The 22,527-nt window shown below is 59.3% G+C and carries 17 protein-coding genes and 3 pseudogenes; 18 read left to right on the top strand and 2 right to left on the bottom strand.

Annotated elements, in window-relative coordinates; genetic code table 11:
* Window positions 1–182: 182 nt before the first annotated feature.
* The gene (gene nifA / locus NKK51_RS17795) at window positions 183–1,949 is read right to left on the bottom strand and encodes a nif-specific transcriptional activator NifA (RefSeq protein ID WP_352554108.1); all 1,767 of its coding nucleotides are present in this window, start codon (window positions 1,947–1,949) and stop codon (window positions 183–185) included.
* 1,280 nt (window positions 1,950–3,229) lie between these two features.
* Here nifA and NKK51_RS17790 point away from each other — a divergent pair.
* Together NKK51_RS17790 and NKK51_RS17785 are read left to right on the top strand one after the other, a co-directional pair.
* Window positions 3,230–4,558, top strand: a complete 1,329-nt coding sequence (locus tag NKK51_RS17790) for a dicarboxylate/amino acid:cation symporter (RefSeq protein ID WP_352554107.1) — start codon at window positions 3,230–3,232, stop codon at window positions 4,556–4,558.
* Between the two features lie 302 nt (window positions 4,559–4,860).
* Window positions 4,861–5,892 carry a LacI family DNA-binding transcriptional regulator gene (locus NKK51_RS17785; protein ID WP_023736284.1) on the top strand — a complete coding sequence of 344 codons (1,032 nt, stop codon included), beginning with the start codon at window positions 4,861–4,863 and terminating at the stop codon, window positions 5,890–5,892.
* 503 nt (window positions 5,893–6,395) lie between these two features.
* On the opposite strand, the gene NKK51_RS17780 is transcribed toward NKK51_RS17785, so the two are convergent.
* A complete protein-coding gene (locus tag NKK51_RS17780) occupies window positions 6,396–7,421 on the bottom strand; it encodes a LysR family transcriptional regulator (RefSeq protein ID WP_023736282.1) in 1,026 nt (341 codons plus the stop codon).
* Window positions 7,422–7,659: 238 nt separating this feature from the next.
* On the opposite strand from NKK51_RS17780, the gene NKK51_RS17775 reads away from it, so the two are divergent.
* The 16 genes and pseudogenes from NKK51_RS17775 (at window position 7,660) to NKK51_RS17700 (ending at window position 22,387) form a co-directional block, all read left to right on the top strand.
* Entirely contained in the window at window positions 7,660–8,253 is a 594-nt protein-coding gene (locus NKK51_RS17775) for a NodA family N-acyltransferase (RefSeq protein WP_023736281.1), read from the top strand.
* A complete protein-coding gene (gene nodB / locus NKK51_RS17770) occupies window positions 8,250–8,909 on the top strand; it encodes a chitooligosaccharide deacetylase NodB (protein ID WP_023766912.1) in 660 nt (219 codons plus the stop codon). Before NKK51_RS17775 ends, nodB begins: the two co-directional genes overlap by 4 nt.
* Before the next feature lie 14 nt (window positions 8,910–8,923).
* The gene (gene nodC, locus NKK51_RS17765) at window positions 8,924–10,282 is read left to right on the top strand and encodes a chitooligosaccharide synthase NodC (RefSeq protein WP_023736279.1); all 1,359 of its coding nucleotides are present in this window, start codon (window positions 8,924–8,926) and stop codon (window positions 10,280–10,282) included.
* 35 nt (window positions 10,283–10,317) lie between these two features.
* Complete coding sequence (nodS, locus tag NKK51_RS17760) at window positions 10,318–10,926, top strand: nodulation methyltransferase NodS (RefSeq protein WP_023736278.1); 609 nt, start codon at window positions 10,318–10,320, stop codon at window positions 10,924–10,926.
* A 35-nt stretch (window positions 10,927–10,961) separates the two neighbouring features.
* A pseudogene (locus tag NKK51_RS17755) lies at window positions 10,962–11,207 on the top strand (carbamoyltransferase N-terminal domain-containing protein); the annotation flags it as partial.
* A 43-nt stretch (window positions 11,208–11,250) separates the two neighbouring features.
* Window positions 11,251–12,162 carry a nodulation factor ABC transporter ATP-binding protein NodI gene (gene nodI, locus NKK51_RS17750; protein ID WP_023736276.1) on the top strand — a complete coding sequence of 304 codons (912 nt, stop codon included), beginning with the start codon at window positions 11,251–11,253 and terminating at the stop codon, window positions 12,160–12,162.
* A 3-nt stretch (window positions 12,163–12,165) separates the two neighbouring features.
* Window positions 12,166–12,954, top strand: a complete 789-nt coding sequence (locus NKK51_RS17745) for an ABC transporter permease (RefSeq protein ID WP_023736275.1) — start codon at window positions 12,166–12,168, stop codon at window positions 12,952–12,954.
* Between the two features lie 66 nt (window positions 12,955–13,020).
* Window positions 13,021–13,971: a LysR family transcriptional regulator gene (locus NKK51_RS17740; RefSeq protein ID WP_023736274.1), complete on the top strand. Its 951-nt coding sequence runs from the start codon at window positions 13,021–13,023 to the stop codon at window positions 13,969–13,971.
* Window positions 13,972–14,045: 74 nt separating this feature from the next.
* A pseudogene (locus tag NKK51_RS17735) lies at window positions 14,046–14,249 on the top strand (IS21 family transposase); the annotation flags it as partial.
* A 623-nt stretch (window positions 14,250–14,872) separates the two neighbouring features.
* Window positions 14,873–15,387, top strand: a pseudogene (locus NKK51_RS17730) (beta-barrel domain-containing protein); the annotation flags it as partial.
* A gap of 722 nt (window positions 15,388–16,109) precedes the next feature.
* Window positions 16,110–16,910, top strand: coding sequence for a calcium-binding protein (locus NKK51_RS17725; protein WP_023766920.1), 801 nt, complete (start codon window positions 16,110–16,112; stop codon window positions 16,908–16,910).
* 396 nt (window positions 16,911–17,306) lie between these two features.
* A complete protein-coding gene (locus NKK51_RS17720; protein WP_352554106.1) occupies window positions 17,307–19,082 on the top strand; it encodes a type I secretion system permease/ATPase in 1,776 nt (591 codons plus the stop codon).
* Window positions 19,057–20,370 (top strand): HlyD family type I secretion periplasmic adaptor subunit, encoded by a 1,314-nt coding sequence (locus tag NKK51_RS17715; RefSeq protein ID WP_352554105.1) that lies wholly within the window; start codon window positions 19,057–19,059, stop codon window positions 20,368–20,370. The genes NKK51_RS17720 and NKK51_RS17715 overlap by 26 nt, the downstream gene beginning before the upstream one ends.
* A gap of 358 nt (window positions 20,371–20,728) precedes the next feature.
* On the top strand, window positions 20,729–21,214 hold the full coding sequence (gene parS, locus NKK51_RS17710; RefSeq protein WP_352554104.1) for a type II RES/Xre toxin-antitoxin system antitoxin: 486 nt from the start codon (window positions 20,729–20,731) through the stop codon (window positions 21,212–21,214).
* Window positions 21,211–21,720, top strand: coding sequence for an RES family NAD+ phosphorylase (locus NKK51_RS17705; protein WP_352554103.1), 510 nt, complete (start codon window positions 21,211–21,213; stop codon window positions 21,718–21,720). The genes parS and NKK51_RS17705 overlap by 4 nt, the downstream gene beginning before the upstream one ends.
* A gap of 229 nt (window positions 21,721–21,949) precedes the next feature.
* Window positions 21,950–22,387 (top strand): hypothetical protein, encoded by a 438-nt coding sequence (locus NKK51_RS17700; protein ID WP_023813918.1) that lies wholly within the window; start codon window positions 21,950–21,952, stop codon window positions 22,385–22,387.
* Window positions 22,388–22,527: the final 140 nt, after the last annotated feature.

The following is a 22,527-nucleotide window of genomic DNA, read 5'->3' as shown; positions in this document are numbered from 1 at the left end:
TGAGCTCGCAACGAGAGCAACATGGCGGACAGGATTGACGATGGAAGCGTTGCCTCTCACACGATGGTCGCAACGCAGACACGGGAATTCGGCCAGGCTGTCCTCGATGAATCGAGTGGAAGCGGACGCGGACCTGCATCGCTGCCGCAAGGCGCTAAGCAGCTCAGCTCATCTCCTCGGTTTCAGATACGCTTGATCTCGACGCCGTATTTCCTCAGCACGTAGCCAATCTGGCGCGGGGTCAGTCCAAGGAGGCGCGCTGCCTTTGCCTGCACCCAGCCACATCTTTCCATGGCAGCAATGACGCGCTCTATGTCGGGGGTCCTCGCACCAATTGGGTGTGTTGCGCCGGCACGCGGGACTGTGGTCGCGGCCGAACAGGCTGCCGCATCCGGCGGCGTGGCCGGATTCGCTGACTCCGGCAGGATCGGCGCTGGTTGCATCGCGGCCTTGCCCGATCTGCACTTCCACAGCGCCTCGGCAAAGCATTGGCCTTGGGAGCAGGCAAAGTCGTTTCTCCCGATTGATAGTCCCTCGGCCAGGATCGCTGTCCGGTGCACGCAATTTTCAAGCTCGCGAATGTTGCCGGGAAACTCACATTTCATCAGCACTTCAATCGCACACGGATCGAAGGTAAGCGTACAGCCGTTCTCGTCGTTGAACTTCTTGAGAAACTCAGCTGCGAGCAGCGGAATATCGCTGCGCCTCTGGCGCAATGCTGGTACCAGCAAGGGAACCACGTTGATGCGGTAGTATAGGTCGGCGCGGAACTCATTCCTTGCAACCGCCTCTTCCAGGTTCCTGTTCGTGGCGGCAATCACGCGAACATCGACCTTGATGGTCTGATTGCTGCCGACGCGCTCAAACTCCTGCTCCTGCAGCACGCGCAGCAGCTTTGCCTGGAACGAGGCCGAGATCTCGCCAATCTCATCCAGAAACAACGTCCCCTTGTCAGCGAGCTCAAAGCGCCCCTTGCGGGAATTGAATGCGCTTGTGAAGGCACCCTTCTCATGACCGAACAATTCGGATTCCAGGACTGTCTCTGGGAGCGCTGCACAATTGAGTTTAACGAAGGGCCGCTTGGCGCGCGGCGACAACTCGTGAATTGCCTTGGCAGCCAGCTCCTTCCCGGTACCGGACTCGCCTCGCAACAGAACCGTGGTTTTTGCCTTGGCTACGATCGCGATCTTCTCCAGCAGCGCGCTTATCGCCGGACTGTCACCAATCATCCCCTCGACATGAACCTTTTTGCGCCGGGGTGCAGGGTGCTTAACATCGGAAAATTTCGTCTGCAGCCGATCTTCCAACTCCGGCGGTCGCTCGCGGTCCCCCGCGCAGAAGCGGTGCAACTTGACTGTCTGTCCCACCATGTTGGCAATCATGGTGAGCAGTCGGACATCGTAATCGAGCCGATAGCTTGACCTGCTTTCCAAAGCCCTGTCCACAGTCAGCGCGCCTACGGCGTTCCCATCAACACGAATGGGAACGCCGATGAAGGACACGGTGTCGGAGGCCCCAAGCACCTCGATGTCAGCGGCAGTGAAGGCCGGATGCATCGCTATGTCCTCGGCGATGAGCGGCGTGTCCGTCGTCACAATCTGATCGATGGCGTTGCGCGGCACGCGCGACCGGGAGGGCTCATTGCTGTTCGTGTCGCAGTCGCTGGCCACGGTGATGTCCAGTCCGGCCTCGGCATCGCAGAGAGTGATGATGCCGTGCCGCATCTGCACTAACGAGTGCAGGAGATCAACGACCTTGGCCAACGTGAGTTCGAGCCGGGCGGGACCGGTGAGTATTTTCGATATTTCGAAGATTCCGGTGAGGGCGCGCTCGTGCAATACCCCATTCGCAGGATTCGTCTCGGACGTTGGACAACCTCTTATCGCATCCGGCAGCGATATGCCGCACTCGCTGGCATTTTGTTCTGATTTGCGAATGTTGTGGTGCATGTGATCCTCGATCTCGCGCCATCAAACGTAGGCCGGCGGCATGTGCGCCCGCGACGTCGCGAGCAAGCGCGAAAATACTCCGACGTGAACTCGTGCCGCCGCCGTTTGGTCGAGTGCAAAGCGGATCGAACCCTGATGCATCGCTTGGCTCTCCCCTCCACGAAGCTTGGCCATGGTCTCGGCTTGCACCAAGGCAACCACACGTTGTTTTCAACAGACTGGAGCGAGGCGGGATAGTCAATCGAGCTTTCTTTCATTCGTGAAAGGAAACCTCGCGGCATATGATAGAATTCATCAATTCTGTTTTTGCCGTTGAACGACGGAAATACTTGCGCCGGCGATGCGGTGCCCGAGCGGCTGACCGCGCCGAGTGTAAAAGCCGGGCCGTGCCATTCACCAGCGCCCGCGACGGAGGGGCGGAAGTGATAATAACCGCCAACGGCACTGGTCGTTTGCGGCAACCGCCCATTTTGCTCGAGTTGATCATACGGCGGCGGTGTCGCGTGTGAAGGCGCGAAGCTGGCGTCGAGTACGGCTTGGTAGCCGGTGCTCGCAATTTCCAGATCGCATCGTCGTGGTCAGCGCCAACGGCGTCAATCTCTACGTCTGGACGTGGCTTTCATGCAGCGGGAGCGCTGCAAAGAGCACAGCCATTCTCGGCTCTGATGCCACCGATGAACCGCGAGCCAGAGGGATCGACTGGCAGCACTCTGTCAGTGAACATCAACGGGTCGTGCTGGACCCTCGTCGTTCCCGCCTTGTGCCAGCGCATTCATTCCATCATGGGTGCCACGGCTAGTCAGGGAAAGCGAAGCTCTCGGCCTCCTCTAGACCAACGGATTTCGTCATGTGGCGCAGGCGTTCCGGCGAGAGGAACTCGCCTCTCACAGCGCTTCCGAACAGGGGTAAGTTAGCCTGTCATCTGGACGGGCTTATGAACAGGCGACCTATTTGGTACGCGCTGGCGCCAGCGATGCGGCCCGGTCCAAAGCCGGCTAAACGAGGAACCCACCACGCTCTGTGCAGCAAAACCGCTAGCCAGAGGGATCGACCGGCAGCACTCTGCCAGAGACCATCAAGGGCGTGCCGGACCGCGGCCATCCCGCTGGTCTGACACCGCATTCCTCCATCATTGGCGAGCCCACGTCAGTTCAGGTCATGCGGATTCATCTGGCATGGGTATTGCGGCGGCGTTGGTGCAGCGTTCGACCGGAGCGCCGCGATAGGGAGAAGCCCGGGAGAAGTCACGCCACCTCGATCCGGTCAGGGAGAGAGAAACAGTGTCAGCTGCACAAGTCCGCGGCGCGAGTCCCGCGCCCCGCAAACCCTTCTACACCAAGCTCTACGCCCAGGTGCTTGCCGCCATCGCGCTCGGCGTCGCAATTGGCTATTTTTATCCGGAGACCGGCGAGAGCCTGAAGCCGCTGGGTGATGCCTTCATCAAGCTGGTCAAGATGATCATCGCGCCTGTCATCTTCCTGACAATTGCCACCGGCATTGCCGGCATGAACGATCTTCATAAGGTCGGCCGGGTCGCCGGTAAAGCAATGGTCTATTTCCTCACCTTCTCGACGCTCGCGCTGATCGTCGGCCTCATCGTCGCCAATGTCGTCCAGCCTGGCGCCGGCCTCAACATTGATCCGGCCTCGCTCGATGTCCAGGCCGTGAATACCTATGCCGCAAAAGCCAGCGAGCAGTCGGTCACCGGCTTTCTGATGAACATCATCCCGCCAACGATCGTCGGTGCCTTCGCGGAAGGCGACATCCTGCAGGTGCTGTTCTTCTCGGTTCTGTTCGGCATGGCGCTTGCGATGGCCGGCGAGCCGGGCAAGCCTGTCGTTTGCTTCCTTCAGGCGCTCATCGCGCCTGTCTTCAAGCTCGTTGGAATTCTGATGAAGGCCGCGCCGATCGGCGCTTTTGGCGCAATGGCCTTCACCATCGGCAGATATGGCATCGGTTCGGTGGTCAACCTCGCGATGCTGGTCGCGACGTTCTATTTCACCGCCTTCCTCTTCGTGTTCGGGGTTCTCGGCGCGGTCTGTCGCTACAACGGCTTCTCGATCTGTTCTCTCATTCGCTACATCAAGGAAGAGCTGCTGCTTGTCCTCGCAACGTCCTCCTCGGAGGCGGCGCTCCCTTCGCTGATGCAGAAAATGGAGAGGGCGGGCGCCAGGCGTTCGGTTGTGGGTCTCGTCATCCCGGCCGGATACTCATTCAATCTGGACGGCACGAATATCTACATGACGCTGGCGGCCCTCTTCATCGCGCAGGCGACGAACACGGATCTGTCCATTGGCGATCAGGTGCTGCTGCTGCTCGTAGCAATGCTTTCCTCCAAGGGCGCTGCAGGTGTCACAGGCGCGGGCTTCATCACCCTGGCGGCTACGCTCGCCGTAGTTCCGAGTGTTCCCGTTGCTGGGATGGCACTGATACTCGGCATCGACCGCTTCATGTCCGAATGCCGGGCGCTGACGAATTGCGTCGGCAACGCAGTGGCATCCCTCGTCGTCGCCCGCTGGGAAGGAGAATTGGACCGAGCACAGATGAAAGCCGCCTTCTGCGGTCATCAGCTTGCCAAGGCATCAAACCGGCTACCCTCCTCCAAGTAAGGTGGGCGGCCCACGACCTGTTAAGTCGCCTAGCTGGTCACATGAACTGAACGACCGACCCGCAGCCTCTAAACGGCTCCTCACGGACCATGTAGCCGAAGCGCTAAATGTGTGAGTGCAAACCGTCACCGCCCTTTAAGCGAATGAGCCTTTCAGTATACCCGGCCGGTTTACGTCTGGAATGATGTTCGTCCAACACGCTGTTGGCCGTTCGTATGGGACGTTTTCACTTTGCCACCCGAAACCGAAACCCGTTAGGCGACAGAGAGCCGGCCGGCGTCAAAAAGATCAGAATAGGACCTATGACCAAGCGCCCCACAATTGCCGATCTCGCCCGCGAAGCCCGAGTCAGCGTAGCAACGATCGATCGGGTTCTGAACGCCCGCCATCCGGTGCGCGAGGAGACCGCGCGGCGGGTCCACGACGCCGCCCACGCGATCGGCTATCATGCTGCCGGGCTAATCAAGCAGCGCTTGCGGCGAGACCTACCGCACTACCGTCTGGGCTTCATCTTGAGAAAACCGGCCCAGCATTTCTACCAAGATTTTGCGCGCGAGGTCGAAGCATCGGTCAATTTGGCCCAGTCCTTCCACGGCATTCCGCTCGTCGAATTCGCCCCGTCACATATGCCGAGCGACCTGATCGCGCGGCTCAAGGATTTGGGCGCACGCTGCCATGCGATCGCGATGGTGGCACCGGACCACCCGAAAATTACAGCAGCGGTTGAGGACCTCAAGGCCAAAGGCATTCCGGTTTTCTCGCTGCTTTCCGACTTCGCCGCCGGCGTGCGACAGGGGTATATCGGCCTTAACAACCGCAAGGTGGGGCGCACGGCCGCTTGGATGGTGTCGAAGGTCGCAAAACGGCCCGGCAAAGTGGCGGTTTTTGTCGGCAGCCATCGTTTCCAGGGGCACGAGCTCCGTGACGTCGGCTTTCGCTCCTATTGCCGTGAGAACGCGCCCACGTTCGAGGTGCTGGATCCTGTCATGAACCTCGAGAAACGGCAGATCACCTACGAGGCAACGCTTGATCTCATGCAGCGAGAGCCCGAGCTCGTCGGCTTCTATGTCGCCGGCGGCGGCATGGAGGGCGCCATCTCCGCGCTCCGAGAAGAGGGCAAAAGTCGCGATCTCGTCGCGATCGTGAATGAAATCACGCCGGAGTCTCGGGCGGCGCTCGCAGATAATATCGTCACGATGGCGGTCGCCACGCCAATGCGCCGACTTTGCCGGGAGCTGATAACGCTGATGACGCGGGCTATCGAGACCGGCACCGCTGAAACACCCGGACAGACATTTCTCCCGTTCGACATCCATCTGCCGGAAAATATATGAAACTCATGGACTCTATCGTGAGCGGGGAGTTTCCTTTCATAAACGAGAGAAAGTTGAATGTTGATCCCATCCCGCGGGGTGGCCGCACCCACGGACCTCAGCCGGGCAGAATGTAGCGCCGATTAGATGAACGGATCGGCCACGCGTTCAGGCAGAAGCGCGGGGTCAATTGCCTGGGTCCGCAGCGTCAAGCTCGACCGGCTTCATTGCCAAGTGCCCGACTTTCTCGGTGCAGGGGACTGTCGTCGACGCCAGTAGCCGAGCGAGGCTGGCACAGATGATCGACCACGTGGACCGCCATCTCCTCGCCTGGCCGCGCGTGAAAAGCCGCGGCAAGGCCTGCGACGTTGGCATTTAAGTGGGGCTGAGCATCTTCTGGGACTCCGCAAGCAAAATCGGAGGCGGCAGTCAATTCAGTAGCAACCCCGGGCGTGTGTTCTGCTCGTTCCTGGCCCTCGTACTTGACGATCAACTGCGCCGCTCTGCTGGGCAAGGCCCGGTGTTTAAGTGGGGCTTAACATCTTCCGGGACTTCGCACGCGAAATCGAGGTGGCAGTCGGTACCAACAACCGCAAGGTCGGATCGGCGTGCCCGAGACGCTCATTGATTTCAGGCAAAGGCGCCAGGCTAGATGCCTCCTGCAACATCATTTCCCGCATCCACATGCTTGCCGGATCAGTATTGTGAAGCTCAGGCCATTGGACGGCCTCCGTGAATGCGGGAGGAGGAAGTGGCGGCGGAAGTTGGACAATCCGCAGGGGTGTTGTTTTTGCGAAATGCTGCGCCAGCCGTAAGGGCATGGTCCCGATGCGGTTGCTGCCTGACAGGACGGGCGCGATCAGGCTAAAGCCCTGTACGACGACCTCGACACGTCTCTCGAAACCGTGCTCGAGCAAATACCATTCCTCCATGGTGGGCTGCCGGGTGTGCCTGAATTTGAGCACGACATGCCCCATGGACAAGTATCGCTCGAATGTAAGTGGCTCTGACAGCTGCTTGTTCGTGCCGCAGCCTACGCATACGAGCATATCTTCGAACAGGACTGCGCGAGGATGTTTCGACATGAACACTTCCGGCATAATCAGAAAATCAAGGTCGCCGCGCCGGAGAAGCTCCTCGGGGTCGTCGCAAATAGGCAGACATTCAAAGCGAACGGCGGGTGCTTCCCGCGCAGCACGCTCTACGATCTTCTTAAAAAATACGAGCGTGATGTAATCGGAAAGCATCATTCGGAAGAGACGATCCGATTGGGCCGGGTTGAAAGCGTCGGAGGAAATAATCGATAGCTGGATGTGCAGCAATGCCTCCCGGACTGCTGTGGCGAGCCCGTCGGCGCGCGGTGTCAAAATGAGCTCGCGGCCGTTCATCGTAAATAGCTCATCGTTGAAATAGGCGCGTAACCGAGCAACGGCGGCGCTCATGGCCGGCTGGCTCAGGTTGATACTGCGAGCCGCGGCAGTGACTTTACGCTCCCTCATCAGAGCGTCCAGCACAACGAGGAGATTTAGATCGAGTCCCTTGAAACGCATGTCATGTTCTATCCAACGCGTGGATGCGTATCATTCAAACAATCAATTTTACGAATTTACGAGCCATGCATTAGAGGAACGTTAATGAGCGACGTCAAGCTCAAATCGACGACACGGGCCGGAACTTCGAGAGAGCGTCTGGCTCACCTTCGCCAACGACAACGGCTGAATGCAGCCAACAGCGCCGCTTTGGTCGGGTAATGCGGCCGCAAAAAACTAATATGAAGAGAGGTCCTGAATGCGCCATCAGGTGCAGTGGAAGTTGTGCTGGGAAAACGAATTGCAGCTCTCCGATCACGTTGAGCTCGCCGAGTTCTTTCGTGATACGTACGGGCCGACTGGGGCGTCCAACGCAGAACCGTTCGAAGGTAGTCGAAGCTGGGCCGGAGCCAGGCCTGAACTCCGCGTGATCGCCTATGATTCAAGTGGTGTAGCGGCTCACATGGGCATACTGCGCCGTTTCATCAAGGTTGACGCGGTCGACCTGTTGGTGGCTGAGCTGGGCCTGTACGGGGTACGCCCGGACCTTGAGGGTCTCGGAATCGCCCATTCAATCCATGTCATGCTTCCAATACTGCAGGAGCTTGGCGTTCCATTCGCTTTCGGAACGGTCCGGGACGCGCTGCGGAATCATGTTGAGAGGTTCGGGCGGCGATACAGGCCTTTGGCCGTTTTGTCGGGAATTCGCGTCCGCTCGACCCGACCAGAGGCCCGCCTCGACCTGCCGCCCACACGCATCGATGACGCACTCACCATTGTTCTGCCGGTTGGACGGCCGATCAGCGAATGGCCCACGGGCACGATGATAGATCGGAACGGACCAGAGCTATGAGCCGTCCCGATTGCTTGTACGAAGTGCGCCGTGAGTGCTCTGACGGCACCGGCCGTCGCAGCGTTTATCTGACGTTTGACGACGGTCCCAATCGACTTTTCACACCGGAGATTCTCGATGTGCTGGCAGAGCAGCGGGTGCCGGCGACTTTCTTCGTCATCGGCGCCTACGCCTTAGAGCACCCAGATCTAATCCAACGGATGATCGCAGAAGGGCACGAGGTAGGCAACCACACGATGTCTCATCCGGATCTGTACCAATGCGGTTTCGGCGAAGTGCAACGTGAGGTCTTTGAAGCGAACGACGCCATCATGAGAGCGTGCCCGCAGGCCTCGGTGCGCTATGTTCGCGCGCCCTACGGCGCCTGGAGTGAAGAAGTCTTCACAGCGTCACAGATCGCCGGGCTGGCGGCCCTCCATTGGTCCGTCGACCCTCGAGATTGGTCTCGCCCTGGGGTCGACGCGATTATCGATAAAGTGCTCGCCTCTGTCCGGCCGGGCGCAATCGTACTCTTGCACGACGGATGCCCTCCCGGCGAGTTGGGCCGGGGCGCTCACGCCGGTCTGCGCGACCAGACGGTCACGGCGCTGTCCCGGCTGATTCCAGCATTGCGTGAGCGCGGATTTGTAATCCGCTCACTTCCTCAACATCACTGAACAAACGAGATCCCATGACTCTTCTTGGTACAACCAGCACTGTGGCCATATCGCTTTATGCGCTGCTCTCGACTGCTTATAAGAGCATGCAGGGGCTTTATGCTCTGCCGACAAACGACTCATCGGCGTTGGAGGTTCTCGTCGGCTCCGATCAACTGCCCAGCGTGGATGTCATCGTCCCCTGCTTCAACGAGGATCCGCGCACGCTTTCAGAGTGCCTGGCTTCCATTGCCGACCAAGAATACGCCGGAAGAATTCGGGTCTATGTGGTTGATGACGGTTCTGGAAATCGCGAAGCCTTAGGAACTGTCCACGAAACCTACGCGCGCGACCCTAGGTTCGACATCATTTTGCTTCCCGAGAATGTTGGAAAGCGCAAGGCGCAGATCGCCGCGATACGCCGCTCATCAGGGGATCTGGTGCTTAACGTTGATTCAGACACGTTACTCGCGTCCGACGTCATTGCCAAGCTTGTACCGAAGATGCGAGATTCAGCGGTCGGCGCAGTCATGGGTCAGTTGACGGCCAGTAACCGGACCGAGAGCTGGCTGACCAGGCTGATAGACATGGAGTACTGGCTGGCTTGCAACGAGGAGCGCGCGGCGCAGGCTCGCTTCGGTGCCGTTATGTGCTGTTGCGGCCCATGTGCCATGTACCGCCGGTCTGCGCTCCTTTTGTTACTGGACCAGTACGAGTCGCAGTTTTTTCGGGGCAAGCCAAGCGACTTCGGTGAGGATCGCCATCTTACTATCCTGATGCTGAAAGCAGGCTTTCGAACCGAGTACGTTCCGAGCGCCATCGCGGCCACAGTCGTCCCGAACAGACTAGGACCGTATCTGCGCCAACAACTCCGTTGGGCACGAAGCACATTCCGGGACACGCTGCTTGGGCTGCGCTTGCTGCCCAGCCTGAATAGCTATCTCACGTTGGACGTGGTCGGACAGAATCTCGGCGCGCTACTCCTCGCCATATCGGTATTAACGGGCCTCGCACATTTCGCACTGACAGGCTCTGTGCCTTGGTGGACAGGACTGATGATTGTGTCCATGACCCTGCTCCGATGCAGCGTGGTAGCATTTCGTGCCCGACAGTTTCGATTTCTGGGCTTTTCGCTGCACACGTTCATCAACATCTTTCTCTTGCTTCCGTTGAAAGCCTACGCGCTGTGTACATTGAGCAATAGCGATTGGCTGTCGCGAGGCTCTGCTGTCGCTACATCGAACACTGGGGGAAAACAGGCCCCCACCCAAACTCCGATCACTGGTTCCAGCAGGGCAGAATTCTCGCCGCATGCGGCTCCGCTTCGCAGGCTCAATCTTGCGCGGGATTCTTCGGAATTAGTGCTGTCGGGCAACATTTGCGGCGACGAGTGATCGCTAATTACCTAGTGGACGAGAGGTGCACGAGTTTGACCCAGAACGTGAATCATCAGTTGCTTGATCGGGAATTGGCCGCAGACGATCCGTGGCTTCTCGACGGCAATCCGTTCGAGCGGAAGCGCCACACGCAAATGCTCCAGCTGGCGCTTGCCCAAGGCTCCATTTCAAATGCCCTCGAAGTCGGGTGCGCTGCCGGCGCATTCACGGAAAAACTAGCCCCCTACTGCCAAGGGCTCACCGTCATCGATGTCGTGGCGCAAGCGATTGCTCGAGCACGTCAACGGATAAACGAGCCGTCGCGCATCAACTGGATAGTCTCCGATGTTCAACAGTTTTCGACCGACGAGTTGTTTGACCTGATCGTTGTGGCGGAGGTCCTCTACTATCTCGAAGACATAGCCGAGATGCGCGAGGCCGTCAAAAACCTGGTGCGGGTGCTTGCGCCAGGCGGGCATCTGATCTTCGGATCGGCAAGGGATGCTAATTGCCGTCGCTGGGGTCACGCCGCTGGTGCTGAGCCGGTCATCGCCATGCTGAACGAAACGTTGATCGAGGTAGAGCGTCTTGAGTGTCGGGGCGAGTCGGTCAACGAAGACTGCTTGCTCGTCCGTTTCCGGAACCCGCTTTCCGCTTCCTGATGAATCGAATCTATCGCCGTTAACCTGGAGACACTATGCGCATCTGTGGTACCAAGCTGACCCATGATGGGGCGATCGCCCTGGTCGAGGATGGACGGCTCGTCTTCTGCGTTGACCAGGAAAAGCGGCACAACGATCCGCGTTACCCAGCCATCGATAATCTTGACGCAATTGTCGCCGCTTTACCGGAACAGGGGCTAAATCCTTGTGATGTCGATCAGTTCGTTATCGACGGCTGGGATGGCGAAGACGAGTCACAGTTTCAGGTCCGGCAGGCAACCAAGCAACCGCCAGTCTTGGCGTCCCTCTCGGTAAAATGAACCCATGTCCATGGTAGCGATCGATCTTACTGACGTAAGCAAAACTTATGACAAGCTCGTTGTCGACAGACTGTCGTTCCGCGTTGCGGCGGGGGAATGCTTCGGGCTCTTGGGACCGAACGGCGCGGGCAAAAGCACGATTGCGCGTATGGTCCTCGGCATGACATCGCCCGATGCGGGGAAGATTACTGTGCTCGGCGTTCCAGTGCCGGCGCGCGCGCGTTTGGCACGTATGCGCATCGGCGTGGTCCCGCAGTTCGACAATCTTGATACCGCGTTCACTGTACGCGAGAACCTGTTGGTGTTCGGGCGCTACTTCCGGATGAGCAGACGCCAGATCGATGCGGTCATACCATCGCTGCTTGAGTTCGCCCGCCTCGAGAACAAAGCGGATGCGCGCGTCGCCGAACTGTCCGGCGGCATGAAGCGGCGCCTGACGCTCGCGCGTGCGCTGATCAATGACCCGCACTTGCTGGTGATGGACGAGCCGACCACCGGCCTCGATCCGCAGGCCCGCCACCTGATCTGGGAACGGCTGCGATCGCTGCTGGCGCGGGGCAAGACTATTCTTTTGACTACCCATTTCATGGAAGAGGCCGAGCGGCTGTGCGATCGGCTGTGCGTTATGGAGGAGGGGCGCAAGATCGCCGAAGGCCGCCCGTCCGCACTCATTGACGAGCAGATCGGCTGTGACGTGGTCGAGGTCTACGGCGGCAATCCGCATGAACTGGGTGCGCTGATCCGGCCGTACGCACAGCGCATTGAGGTGAGCGGTGAGACGCTTTTTTGCTATGCACCCGATCCGGAGCAGGTGCTGGCGCAGCTACGCGGGCGCGCGGGTCTACGCCTTCTGCAGCGTCCTCCCAATCTCGAGGATGTGTTTTTGCGGCTAACCGGGCGCGAGATGGAGGACTGAACAATGGGCGAACGTTATGCGGCGGGCATGCCCGCCAATGCGTGGAATTGGGTCGCGGTTTGGCGCCGCAACTATCTTGGATGGAAGAAAATCGGGCTTGCATCGGTGCTCGGCAACCTCGCCGATCCGATGATCTATCTGTTCGGTCTCGGCTTTGGAATCGGAACAATGATAGGTCCTGTTGAGGGCACTTCGTACATTGCGTTTCTCGCGGCTGGCATGGTTGCCACAAGCGCGATGGCATCGGCGACCGCTGAAACGGTTTACGGGAGTTTCGGCCGCATGGGCGACCAGCGCACCTGGGAAGGAATGCTATGCACTCAGCTGACGCTCGGCGATATCTTACTCGGCGAATTGGCGTGGGCAGCCACCAAGGCCCTGATGGCGGGCACAGCAATCACTATTGTTGCGACCACGCTAGGCTACGCATCGTGGCCATCCATCCTCTGCTTGCTGCCAGTCATCGCTCTCAGTGGCCTCGCCTTCGCGAGTCTAGCGATGGTCGTCACGGCGCTTGCGCCCAGTTATGAATATTTCATATTTTATAATACGCTTGTTATAACACCCATGCTGTTCCTTTGCGGCGCGATGTTTCCGGTCAACCAATTGCCCGGCGCTTTTCAGGACGTCGCCTCCTTGTTGCCGCTCGCACATGCAATTGACCTCATTCGTCCGGCGATGCTTGGCCGTCCCGCCGGCAGCATGGGCCTGCATATCGGCGCGCTTTGCATATACACGGTTTTGCCGTTCTTCCTATCGGTTGCTCTGTTTCGTCGTCGGCTGATGCGTTGACGCTCTCACCATTCGTGAAATTGATTGTTTGGGCGATACCCATCCACGCGTCGGATAGGTCAATGCATGCGTTTTAAGGGACTCGATCTAAATCTCCTCGTTGTGCTGGACGCTTTGATCAGGGAGCGTAAAGTCACCGCCGCAGCCCGCAGTATTAACCTGAGTCAGCCGGCCATGAGCGCCGCCGTCGGTCGGTTACGCGCCTATTTCAGCGATGAGCTATTTACGATGAACGGCCGCGAACTCATTTTGACACCGCGCGCGGAGGGGCTCGCCACAGCAGTCCGGGAGGCATTGCTGCACATCCAGCTGTCGATTATTTCCTGGGACCCCTTTAACCCGGTCGGATCGGATCGTCGCTTCCGCATCATCCTTTCCGATTACCTCACACTCGTATTTTTTAAGAAAATCGTAAAGCGTGCTGCGCGGGAAGCTCCCGCCGTCCGCTTCGAATGTCTGCCTATTTCCGACGACCCCGAGGAGCTTCTCCGGCGCGGCGACGTTGATTTTCTGATTATGCCGGAAGTGTTCATGTCGAAACATCCTCGCGCAGCCCTGTTCGAAGATATGCTCGTATGCGTAGGCTGCGGCACGAACAAGCAGCTGTCAGAGCCACTTACATTCGACCGATACTTGTCGATGGGGCAGGTTGTGCTTAAATTCGGGGACACCCGGCAGCCCTCCATCGAGGAATGGTATTTGCTCGAGAACGGTTTCGAGAGACGTATCGAGGTCGTCGTACACGGCTTTAGCATGATCCCGCCCCTTCTATCAGGCACCAGCCGCATCGGGACCATGCCGTTGCGGCTGGCGCAGCATTTCGCGAAATTAACACCCTTGCGGATTGTCGAACTTCCGCCGCCACTTCCTGCCGCATTCACGGAGGCCGTCCAATGGCCTGCGCTTCACAATAATGATCCGGCAAGCCTATGGATGCGGGAAATGATGTTGCAGGAGGCATCTCGTATGATTGCCCTGCCTAAGAGCACCGGACGTCTCAGTTGTCGGCCGAATTGAGAAACTGACCCCTCGGTTATGAGAGGAGGCATGGATGGCGATTGGGATTGGGCGATTCCTCATTGTCGAGAACGATGCAGGGAGAGCAGATCCTTCAGCCTGAAGAGGTGGCAGCGATGCTGCGGCGGCATGAGGTTGGCGGGGAACCGACGGGCGAAGGAATTCGGGTGCGCGCGCAACACCGTGCATCGGCATCTAAGCGAGGGCGGGACTGTTCCGTTTCGCAAGCCCGTGCGGCCGACGGCGTTTGACGGGCTGACGATTGGCTGCGGGAGCGCTGTTCCCCCATGGGTCGAGCCGGATGACGATCTCGACCCGCTCCAGATGCACCGGGAACGCCTTGCGCGGTCGCGCAGCACGTCGCGGCTCGCCTGTCGGTCTTGCGGCCTTGCGGCCTCGAGTTCGGACTCAATCGCGCCGAGCCCGGTCTGGATTCGAAGGCGAAGGCCTGCTGGGCACGTTCGAGCTTCTCGGAGCTGCGACCGAAGCGCCGCGCTCCAGCTGCTTGACGATCCCTGAAGGTCGGCGAGCCTCTCCTGGGCACGCTCGTTGAGTGTCGCCATCCGGACGATCTCGGCCTTGAGTGTTCGCTCCGGAGTTGTTGCAGTTCGGCCTTCTCCGCCGCCATGGGGACGAATATCGCCTTGAGCGGAACGATTTCGTGGAGACGGGCCAAAGCGCTTCTCTTCATGACGCCGACAAAAGCTTATTTTGCACGGCCAGAGGCCCGCCTTTTGCGCCTGAGTCACTTCGCCACGGCCTATCCGGCCAACGTCGGACGCCGTCTCCGTTCGGCTTAAGCGCGCCAGTCCATGCCTTCGACGAGCGCCATCAGTTGGGCGCGGCAAGCCGGATCACGCCGTTCTCCACCCGCGGCCAGCGGAACTTGTCCTCGTCCAGCGAGGCGCAGGTCGGGGAGTATGGTGAGCGCAAGGTGGCGGCTGAACAGGAACTGCGACGGATCGATATCGTCGCGCCGCAGTCAGGCACCATTCAACAACTCGCAGTTCATACGCTCGGCGGAGTGATTACGCCCGCCGATCCGATCATGCTAATCGTGCCGGAAGGCGACGATCTTGCGCTGGAAGTACGGATCACCCCGAAGGACATCGACCAAATCCAGCTTGGTCACAAGGCCGTGCTGCGGATGTCAGCCTTCAATCTGAGAACCACGCCGGAATTGAACGGATATGTCAGCCGGATCGCAGCCGATCTGGCGACGGACGAAAAAAAAACGGCATTTCGTATTACCTGGTGCGTCTATCGGTTCCGCATGCGGAACTGACGAAGCTCAAGGACCTGACGCTCGTGCCCGGCATGCCGGCCGAAGCGATGGTCCAGACGGGCGAGCGTACGGCGCTTTGCTATTTTGTGAAGCCGCTGTCGGACCAAATCAGTCGAGCATTCCACGAGTAATGAAAGTAATTCTGTTAGCTTGGCGTAGGCCGCGTCGCGTAGAGCCCGTGCGGCCGACGTGCGGAAGCTGTCGTTCCGAGATCCTTGAACTCTCGGCTCGCGCGAACGCGCTCCCTAATGTTCCATTGCTCGCAATGGGCAGTGCTGGCGAGATACTCGGCAACACAGCCCTATGCCTGTTCTTCCGAGGCCGGCTTGACGGTGAGCGAATGCGTAACGCAGCTGTGAGGACCCGTCAGTTGTCGTTTCAGCTCGGCTTCGGTCAACTTCGACAGCCTGTCGGCGAAAGGCGCTATCACGAGACCATTGGCGGCAAATTGCCCTCCCCTTGTTGCGCGGTAGCAGCATGCGTGTCGGGGAAGGAACCGTCTCCGGCCCCCATTCATCGCTGAGCCGCGCCGTACCCGCCGCCACCGGAACTTGTCCACGTCCAGCGCTTACGGTGCGGGTATGCCGGCGTCGAGCAAACAGAGAGAGGTTTGGGCCCAACCAGGGCGGCCGGTTACCAAGTTTTCCTCGTCCGCTTGAGTGTGAATGTTCGGGTCGATCGTCTGGGCGCGTCCCCGCCGCCTGCGAGCCCGCTACTGCTCAGCGGAAGGGCGAAGTGAACGTGAATGCATCCATTTCGTAAATGTGTGTCTATCCAAGCAATCGATTTCTCTAATTACCCGATGGGCAATATGAACGCGTCAGGCAGGGTGCATCATTAGGAGTATTTTTCGATGGCAAACATTATCGAGGGTAGCCCGGATGCCGAAACACTCCTCGGCACCAAGGGTGAAGATTGGATGGAGGGTTTCCAGGGCGGTGACTGGATTGACGGTCGTGGCGGCAACGACGAGATCTCGGCTGGCCCGGGCAGTGACCGAGCCCTTGGCGGCGAGGGTAACGACCGCATCTTCGGCGGAGATGGCTGGGACGATCTCTCCGGCGACAACGGCCGCTTCAACGCGCGCGTCTCCGGTGAGGACAATGACAGGCTCAGCGGCGGTCCCGGCCAGGATGTCCTCTACGTGGGTGACGGCCAGGATACGTTGACCGGGGGCACCGACAATGACACGTTCGTGTTCCAGTTCCACAATCCGGTGCCTGGGGTCGATCCGAGTGTCGGGTCGAAGCCGGACATTACCACTATCACCGATTTCAACCCGGCGGAGGACAAGTTCGCCTTCGATGCGGTGGGCCTCTACAACGACGGTTTTGGCGCGAACTTCGTCAACAACGCCAGCATACAGTCCGGCTACCCGGTGAGCAGCTTCTACAGTGGCGCGGCCTCGGGTGCGAACGGCGAACATGTCGTGGTAATCACTGGCGAATCTTTCAACTCTGCTAATGAGGCAGCGAGTGCGATCTCCGGCGAGCACGCCGGCGACATCATTGTCTACCAAAGCAGCTACACCGACAGAGTCGCAACTCTGGCCTATGTCACCGCCGACGGCAGCGCGCACGAGTTCGCCCACCTGGGCGGTGTGGTCACCGTGGCCGACCTAGGCCTGACCGCGTCGGACTTCACCTTCGTTTGATCCAGAAAACCGATACGGAACCGCGCCCCGCCCCCCTGGGCGGGCGCTTTCCCGTTTCCGCTACTTGCCATGGCCGGGGCGGCCGAGGGGCGCCCGGGAGCAGTTGCAGCGTGGATAGCTTGACGAAGCCCTGCGCGTCGCGCTGGTCGTGCACCGAAATCTCCTGAAAGTGTGGAGGCGGAAGCCTGTCCGGGCCCTTGCGGCCGGCCACGATGACGTTGCCCTTCCAAACCTTCAGCCGGACGGTTTGTGGACCCGCTCCATTAAATGCCGGGACCAAACATATTCGGCGGGAGCACTGATCCTGAACCAGCGAGCGGATGCAGTCGGTCGCCGGTCGGGGAGCAATATGGGGCTGAGTCGCCAGCCTCCGGAACTTACGTGAGAAGCCATTCCTTGAAGGATTCAGCTTTGAGACCTTTCCCTCTGAGTTCCGCTATTTGGGGCGTTGTGTTGATCAGCGGCGCGGTCAACGTGCTTGCGCTGATCTCGCCGCTGTTCATGCTTCAGGTCTATGACCGCGTTCTGGCAAGTGGCAGCGTATCGACGCTGGTGGGGCTCGTCGTGCTTGCTGCGGGGCTTTATGCGTTCCAATGCCTGCTCGACATTTTGCGCGCCCGCGTGCTGCTGCGGATTGGCGAGCGTTTCGATGGAGAGTTTTCCGGACGCGTTCACGATGCGATCGTTCGCCTTCCGCTTTCAACGCGCATGCCGGGCGACGGCTTGCAGCCGCTTCGCGATCTCGACAATGTTCGCGGCTTCTTGGGTGGAAACGGTCCGACAGCGTTCTTCGATCTGCCATGGATGCTGTTTTATCTTGGCATTTGCTTCCTCCTTCATTTCTGGATCGGCATGACGGCACTTATCGGGGCGGTCGGCCTCACATCTCTGACACTCCTTGCCAACACTCTCTCGCAACGGCCAATAAGCGATACCGTTGCCCACAACATGGCACGCAATGGTCTGCTGCAAGCAGCGCGTTGCAATGCCGAGGTCGTGCAAGCTCTCGGCCTTGGAAAGCGGATCGCTGCCCGATGGCAAAAGGCCAATGCCAAGTATCTGGCCGCCAACCGGAAAGCTGGGGACGTGGCAGGTGGGCTGGGTGCCATTTCAAAATCGCTGCGCGTGCTGCTGCAATCGGCCATTCTTGCCGTCGGCGCGTACCTTGTCATCAGACAGGAGGCTACGGCCGGGGTTATGATTGCCAGTTCGATCATGATGGGGCGTGCGCTGGCTCCGGTCGATCTGGCCATTTCAAGCTGGAAACCTTTCCTCATGGCGCGCCAGGGTTGGGCGCGGCTGGAGGACCTCTTGGAAAAGGTTCCTGAATCCGCTCCTGTTATGCCAATGCCTGCACCTGAACGCGAACTGCGCCTCGAAGGCGTGACAATCGTTCCGCCCGGCGAAAGGAAGCCGACCGTGACCGGCCTTGCGTTTGCCATTCAGGCGGGAAGCGCACTCGGGATCATCGGTGCATCGGGCTCGGGCAAGTCGACACTCTCGCGCGCCATCGTCGGCGCATGGGCGCCGGTCGCCGGAAAGGTTCGCATCGACAGCGCAAGCCTCGATCAATGGGACCGGGAAGCACTAGGCCGTCATATCGGCTATCTGCCGCAAGGTGTTGAACTGTTCGACGGCACCATTGCCGAAAACATTGCTCGTTTTGAAGATAATCCTGACCCTGAGGCTATTGTCGCCGCGGCGAAAGCAGCGGGCACGCACGAACTGATCCTCCGATTTGAGCACGGCTACGAAACTCCGATCGGTGAGGCCGGATCGGCACTTTCCGCCGGGCAGCGCCAGCGTATCGGTCTTGCCCGTGCTCTTTATCGAGACCCTTTCCTTGTTGTGCTGGATGAACCCAATGCCAATCTCGATGCGGAAGGCGAGGCTGCGGTCGTTAAGGCGATCGCCTCCGTGCGCGAGCGCAAGGGCATTGCGGTTGTCGTCGCCCATCGGCCGAGCGCCATCCGCGCCGTGGATTTGGTGTTGGTGATGGAAGGTGGACGGCAGCGAACATTCGGTGCGCGTGATGAAGCACTTTCCAAAGTCCTGAAGGGGACAGCGATGGCACGAGGCGCTGGCGTCAAGGCCATCGAATCTACACAGGATCATGTGGGAGAGCGCGCTGACATGGAGGATCCCGGTGTCCGGCATTCATCAGAACAATGACGTTTCCAGCTCCATTCGCCGCCACCTGGTGGCGGGCCTTCTGGCGAGCGTAATCTTTGTGGGAGGAGCCGGAGCCTGGGCGGCCTTCACGAATCTCTCCGGTGCGGTTGTCGCGTCCGGACACTTTGTCGTCGATTCCTATGTCAAGAAGGTGCAGCACCCGACCGGCGGGGTGGTGGGAGAAATCCTGGTGCGCGAAGGCGATAAAGTGAAAGCCGGCGACATCCTCATGCGGCTCGATGCCACCCAGACGCGCGCCAATCTCGCCATAGTCACCAAGCGGCTCGATGAGCTCGCCGCCTACCAGGCAAGACTCGATGCTGAACGTGACGATCTCGCGGAGATCGCCTTCCCGGACTGGCTGCTCGTCCGAAGAGATGTTCCGGACGTAGCTTCGGCAATACATAGCGAGACGCTGCTGTTCGAATTCCGCAGACAATCCCGCGACGGAAAGCAGGCGCAACTGGCGGAACACATTACTCAATATCACCACGAGATCGAAGGATTCGAGGCGCAGGAAATTGCCTGTGAAAAAAGGATCGAGGTTCTCCTTAAGGAAATTGCTGTTCTGAGTGTGCTGCGCGACCAAGGCATTGTCTCGGACCAACGGTTGAACAGCCTGAAGATCCAGGTTGCCACTTTCGGTGGCGAACGCGGTGAGAAGATCGCACATCAGGCACAGACAGCAGCCCGCATAGCCGAAACGCGCCTGCAGATCCCGCAGATCGATCAGGATTTCAAGACCGAAGTCGGCCAGGAGCTCAGAGAGGTTCAGGCGCAGATCGGGGAGTATGGTGAGCGCAAGGTGGCGGCTGAACAGGAACTGCGACGGATCGATATCGTCGCGCCGCAGTCAGGCACCATTCAACAACTCGCAGTTCATACGCTAGGCGGAGTGATTACGCCCGCCGATCCGATCATGCTAATCGTGCCGGAAGGCGACGATCTTGCGCTGGAAGTACGGATCACCCCGAAGGACATCGACCAAATCCAGCTTGGTCACAAGGCCGTGCTGCGGATGTCAGCCTTCAATCTGAGAACCACGCCGGAATTGAACGGATATGTCAGCCGGATCGCAGCCGATCTGGCGACGGACGAAAAAAACGGCATTTCGTATTACCTGGTGCGTCTATCGGTTCCGCATGCGGAACTGACGAAGCTCAAGGACCTGACGCTCGTGCCCGGCATGCCGGCCGAAGCGATGGTCCAGACGGGCGAGCGTACGGCGCTTTCCTATTTTGTGAAGCCGCTGTCGGACCAAATCAGTCGGGCATTCCACGAGGAATGATAGTAATCCACAGAAATATATTGTTGGTATTTATGTTGGTTGTTCGCAGGCTACGTGGGTAGTAACATCCTGAAAGTACTGGCATACTTTCCTCACTTGGATTCCGCCTCTGGGCACCATTTTCCAAACAATATAAATGACTTAATCGTTGGACGCTTAGCCGTCTTGCGCGCCGTCAAGACCCTGCCCACTACGTCAGATACGACCGCCTTTCCGGCCTTAATTCTAATCATCTGGCTACCGACGCCGCGCACTCGGTCATATCTTCCGGACTGGGTTCAAGCAGCGCCCGCTGCCCACTTGAAATCGCCACCGTCAACTGTCATATTTTACGCGACAGTTGACGCAGGAGGCGCACATGACGGCTACGGCGGATAAGGTCGTTACGGAAGCGAGAGACGGCGGTCTCCAACGAGTGGAGGCACTGCTCGGCGGGTCTCGTATATTGTCGCGTCGATTGACCAGCGCACTTGATGCGCATGAATTGCTTCTAAGTGGCCTGCCGGCCTCGGCGCTAAACCATCTCGTCGGACAACTGGTCTTCATTGACAAGACGGCGTCCCTCGAAAAGGCGGTTGGTATGAGCCTGCGAACCTGGCAGCGCCGGAAAGACGCTCCATCCAAGCCTCTTAGCCAAGAGCAAAGCGGACGGACTTGGAAATTCGCAGAGATCCTGGCGAAGGCGACGGATGTCCTCGGTACGCAGGCGGAAGCTGAGCAATGGTTGGAGCGCCCGGCGATCGGTCTCGACCAGCGCCGTCCGATCGATCTTCTGGGCACTCCCGCCGGCGTGGAACTGGTCGAAGACTATCTCGAACGGCTTGAATACGGCGTCTATGCATGACGCCTCTGCCAATAGCGCTCGGAGGAACGGAACTCATCGCGTGGCGGCTTGACCAGGCCGTCCATGCCGCGACATGGAATAGTGGCGAAGGTGCCTATCGGGTGGGCGGCCGCTGGAACAGCAAGGGCGTAAGAGCTGTGTACTGCTCGATCGATCCCGCCACGGCTATCCTCGAAGTCGCCGTACATAAGGGTTTTCGCGCCCTCGACACAGTTCCTCACACGTTAACAGCCGCTGTCATCAGCGATGCATCGGCTATACATGTCGTCGATCCTGCAAGCGTGCCCAATCCGAACTGGCTGCGCCCCGGCATACCAAGCGCGGGTCAGCAGGCATTCGGGGATGACCTTCTGATGGGCCATCGCGTGGTGGCGATACCGAGTGCGGTCTCTTCACATAGCTGGAACTTGATCTTCGTGGCAAGCGTAGCGACAGATACCTATGCGGTGAAGCTCCAGGAAACTTTTGCTCTCGACACAAGGCTGCATCCCCCGGCCGGCCGCTAATCTGGCCGCGTGGGCGCTGTGTGCAAGGCGTCGGCTCACCGGGAGTCGCAGCCAAAATATCTGCCGCTTGGTGACGGCCAGCAGGGTGGCCATAAAAGCTGGCCAACCGGTCACCGCAAGCATCATTGGCCGAAACAAGTTTGCGCTCTTCTGCCTGCATGCGGATTTAATTTGCTTGGCCACCCGTCAACCCTGGGGCAAACTGCCTGCCGGGGCTGCAGGAGGTGAAATGAGAGCACGCGCAGCAACGCTTGGGGATCTGGAGGATGTCTTTCGCGGTCTGTCCAAGCGGATGTCGGACGAATACGTGGCGGCCGGCAAGGACAGCAAGATCGCCTACGACAATCTGATGATGAATTTGAAGGAGGGCCGCGCGCACGCGCTTGTCGAGGGCGACAAGGCCGTGGCGATTATCGCCTGGCACGAGAACAGCGACGCCGCCGACACGCTGTTCGCCGCACGGGAGGATTTCTTCCGTGCGGCGACCGTTCGCTTCTGCAAGCGGCATATCCGGCACATCCAGGCGCTCGCCGGCAACCTCGCCATCCACTCGCGCAGCTGGCTGCAGGGGCCGGATGTCGCAAGATGGTTTGGCGTTATCGGCTATGTCGAGCGCGGCCGGGAGAATGGCGCCACTTTGTTCGAGCTGCCGCCGGCTCGCGGATAGGCAATCGCGGGATATTGCCTGGCAAGCTTGCAGTTTCGAGCGCTCTCCCAGAAGGGTGCGAAGAGACTTTTCCACCAGCCGTCCTGGCAGAAGCTGTGAGGCGTGCTGCCGTTGATTTCCAGATGTTTCCTGCGACTATC

Source organism: Mesorhizobium sp. M0011 (assembly GCF_040324155.1).
Lineage (GTDB): Bacteria > Pseudomonadota > Alphaproteobacteria > Rhizobiales > Rhizobiaceae > Mesorhizobium.
Note: the sequence above shows the minus strand (reverse complement) of the source record. Positions and strands in the feature narration are given on the sequence as shown.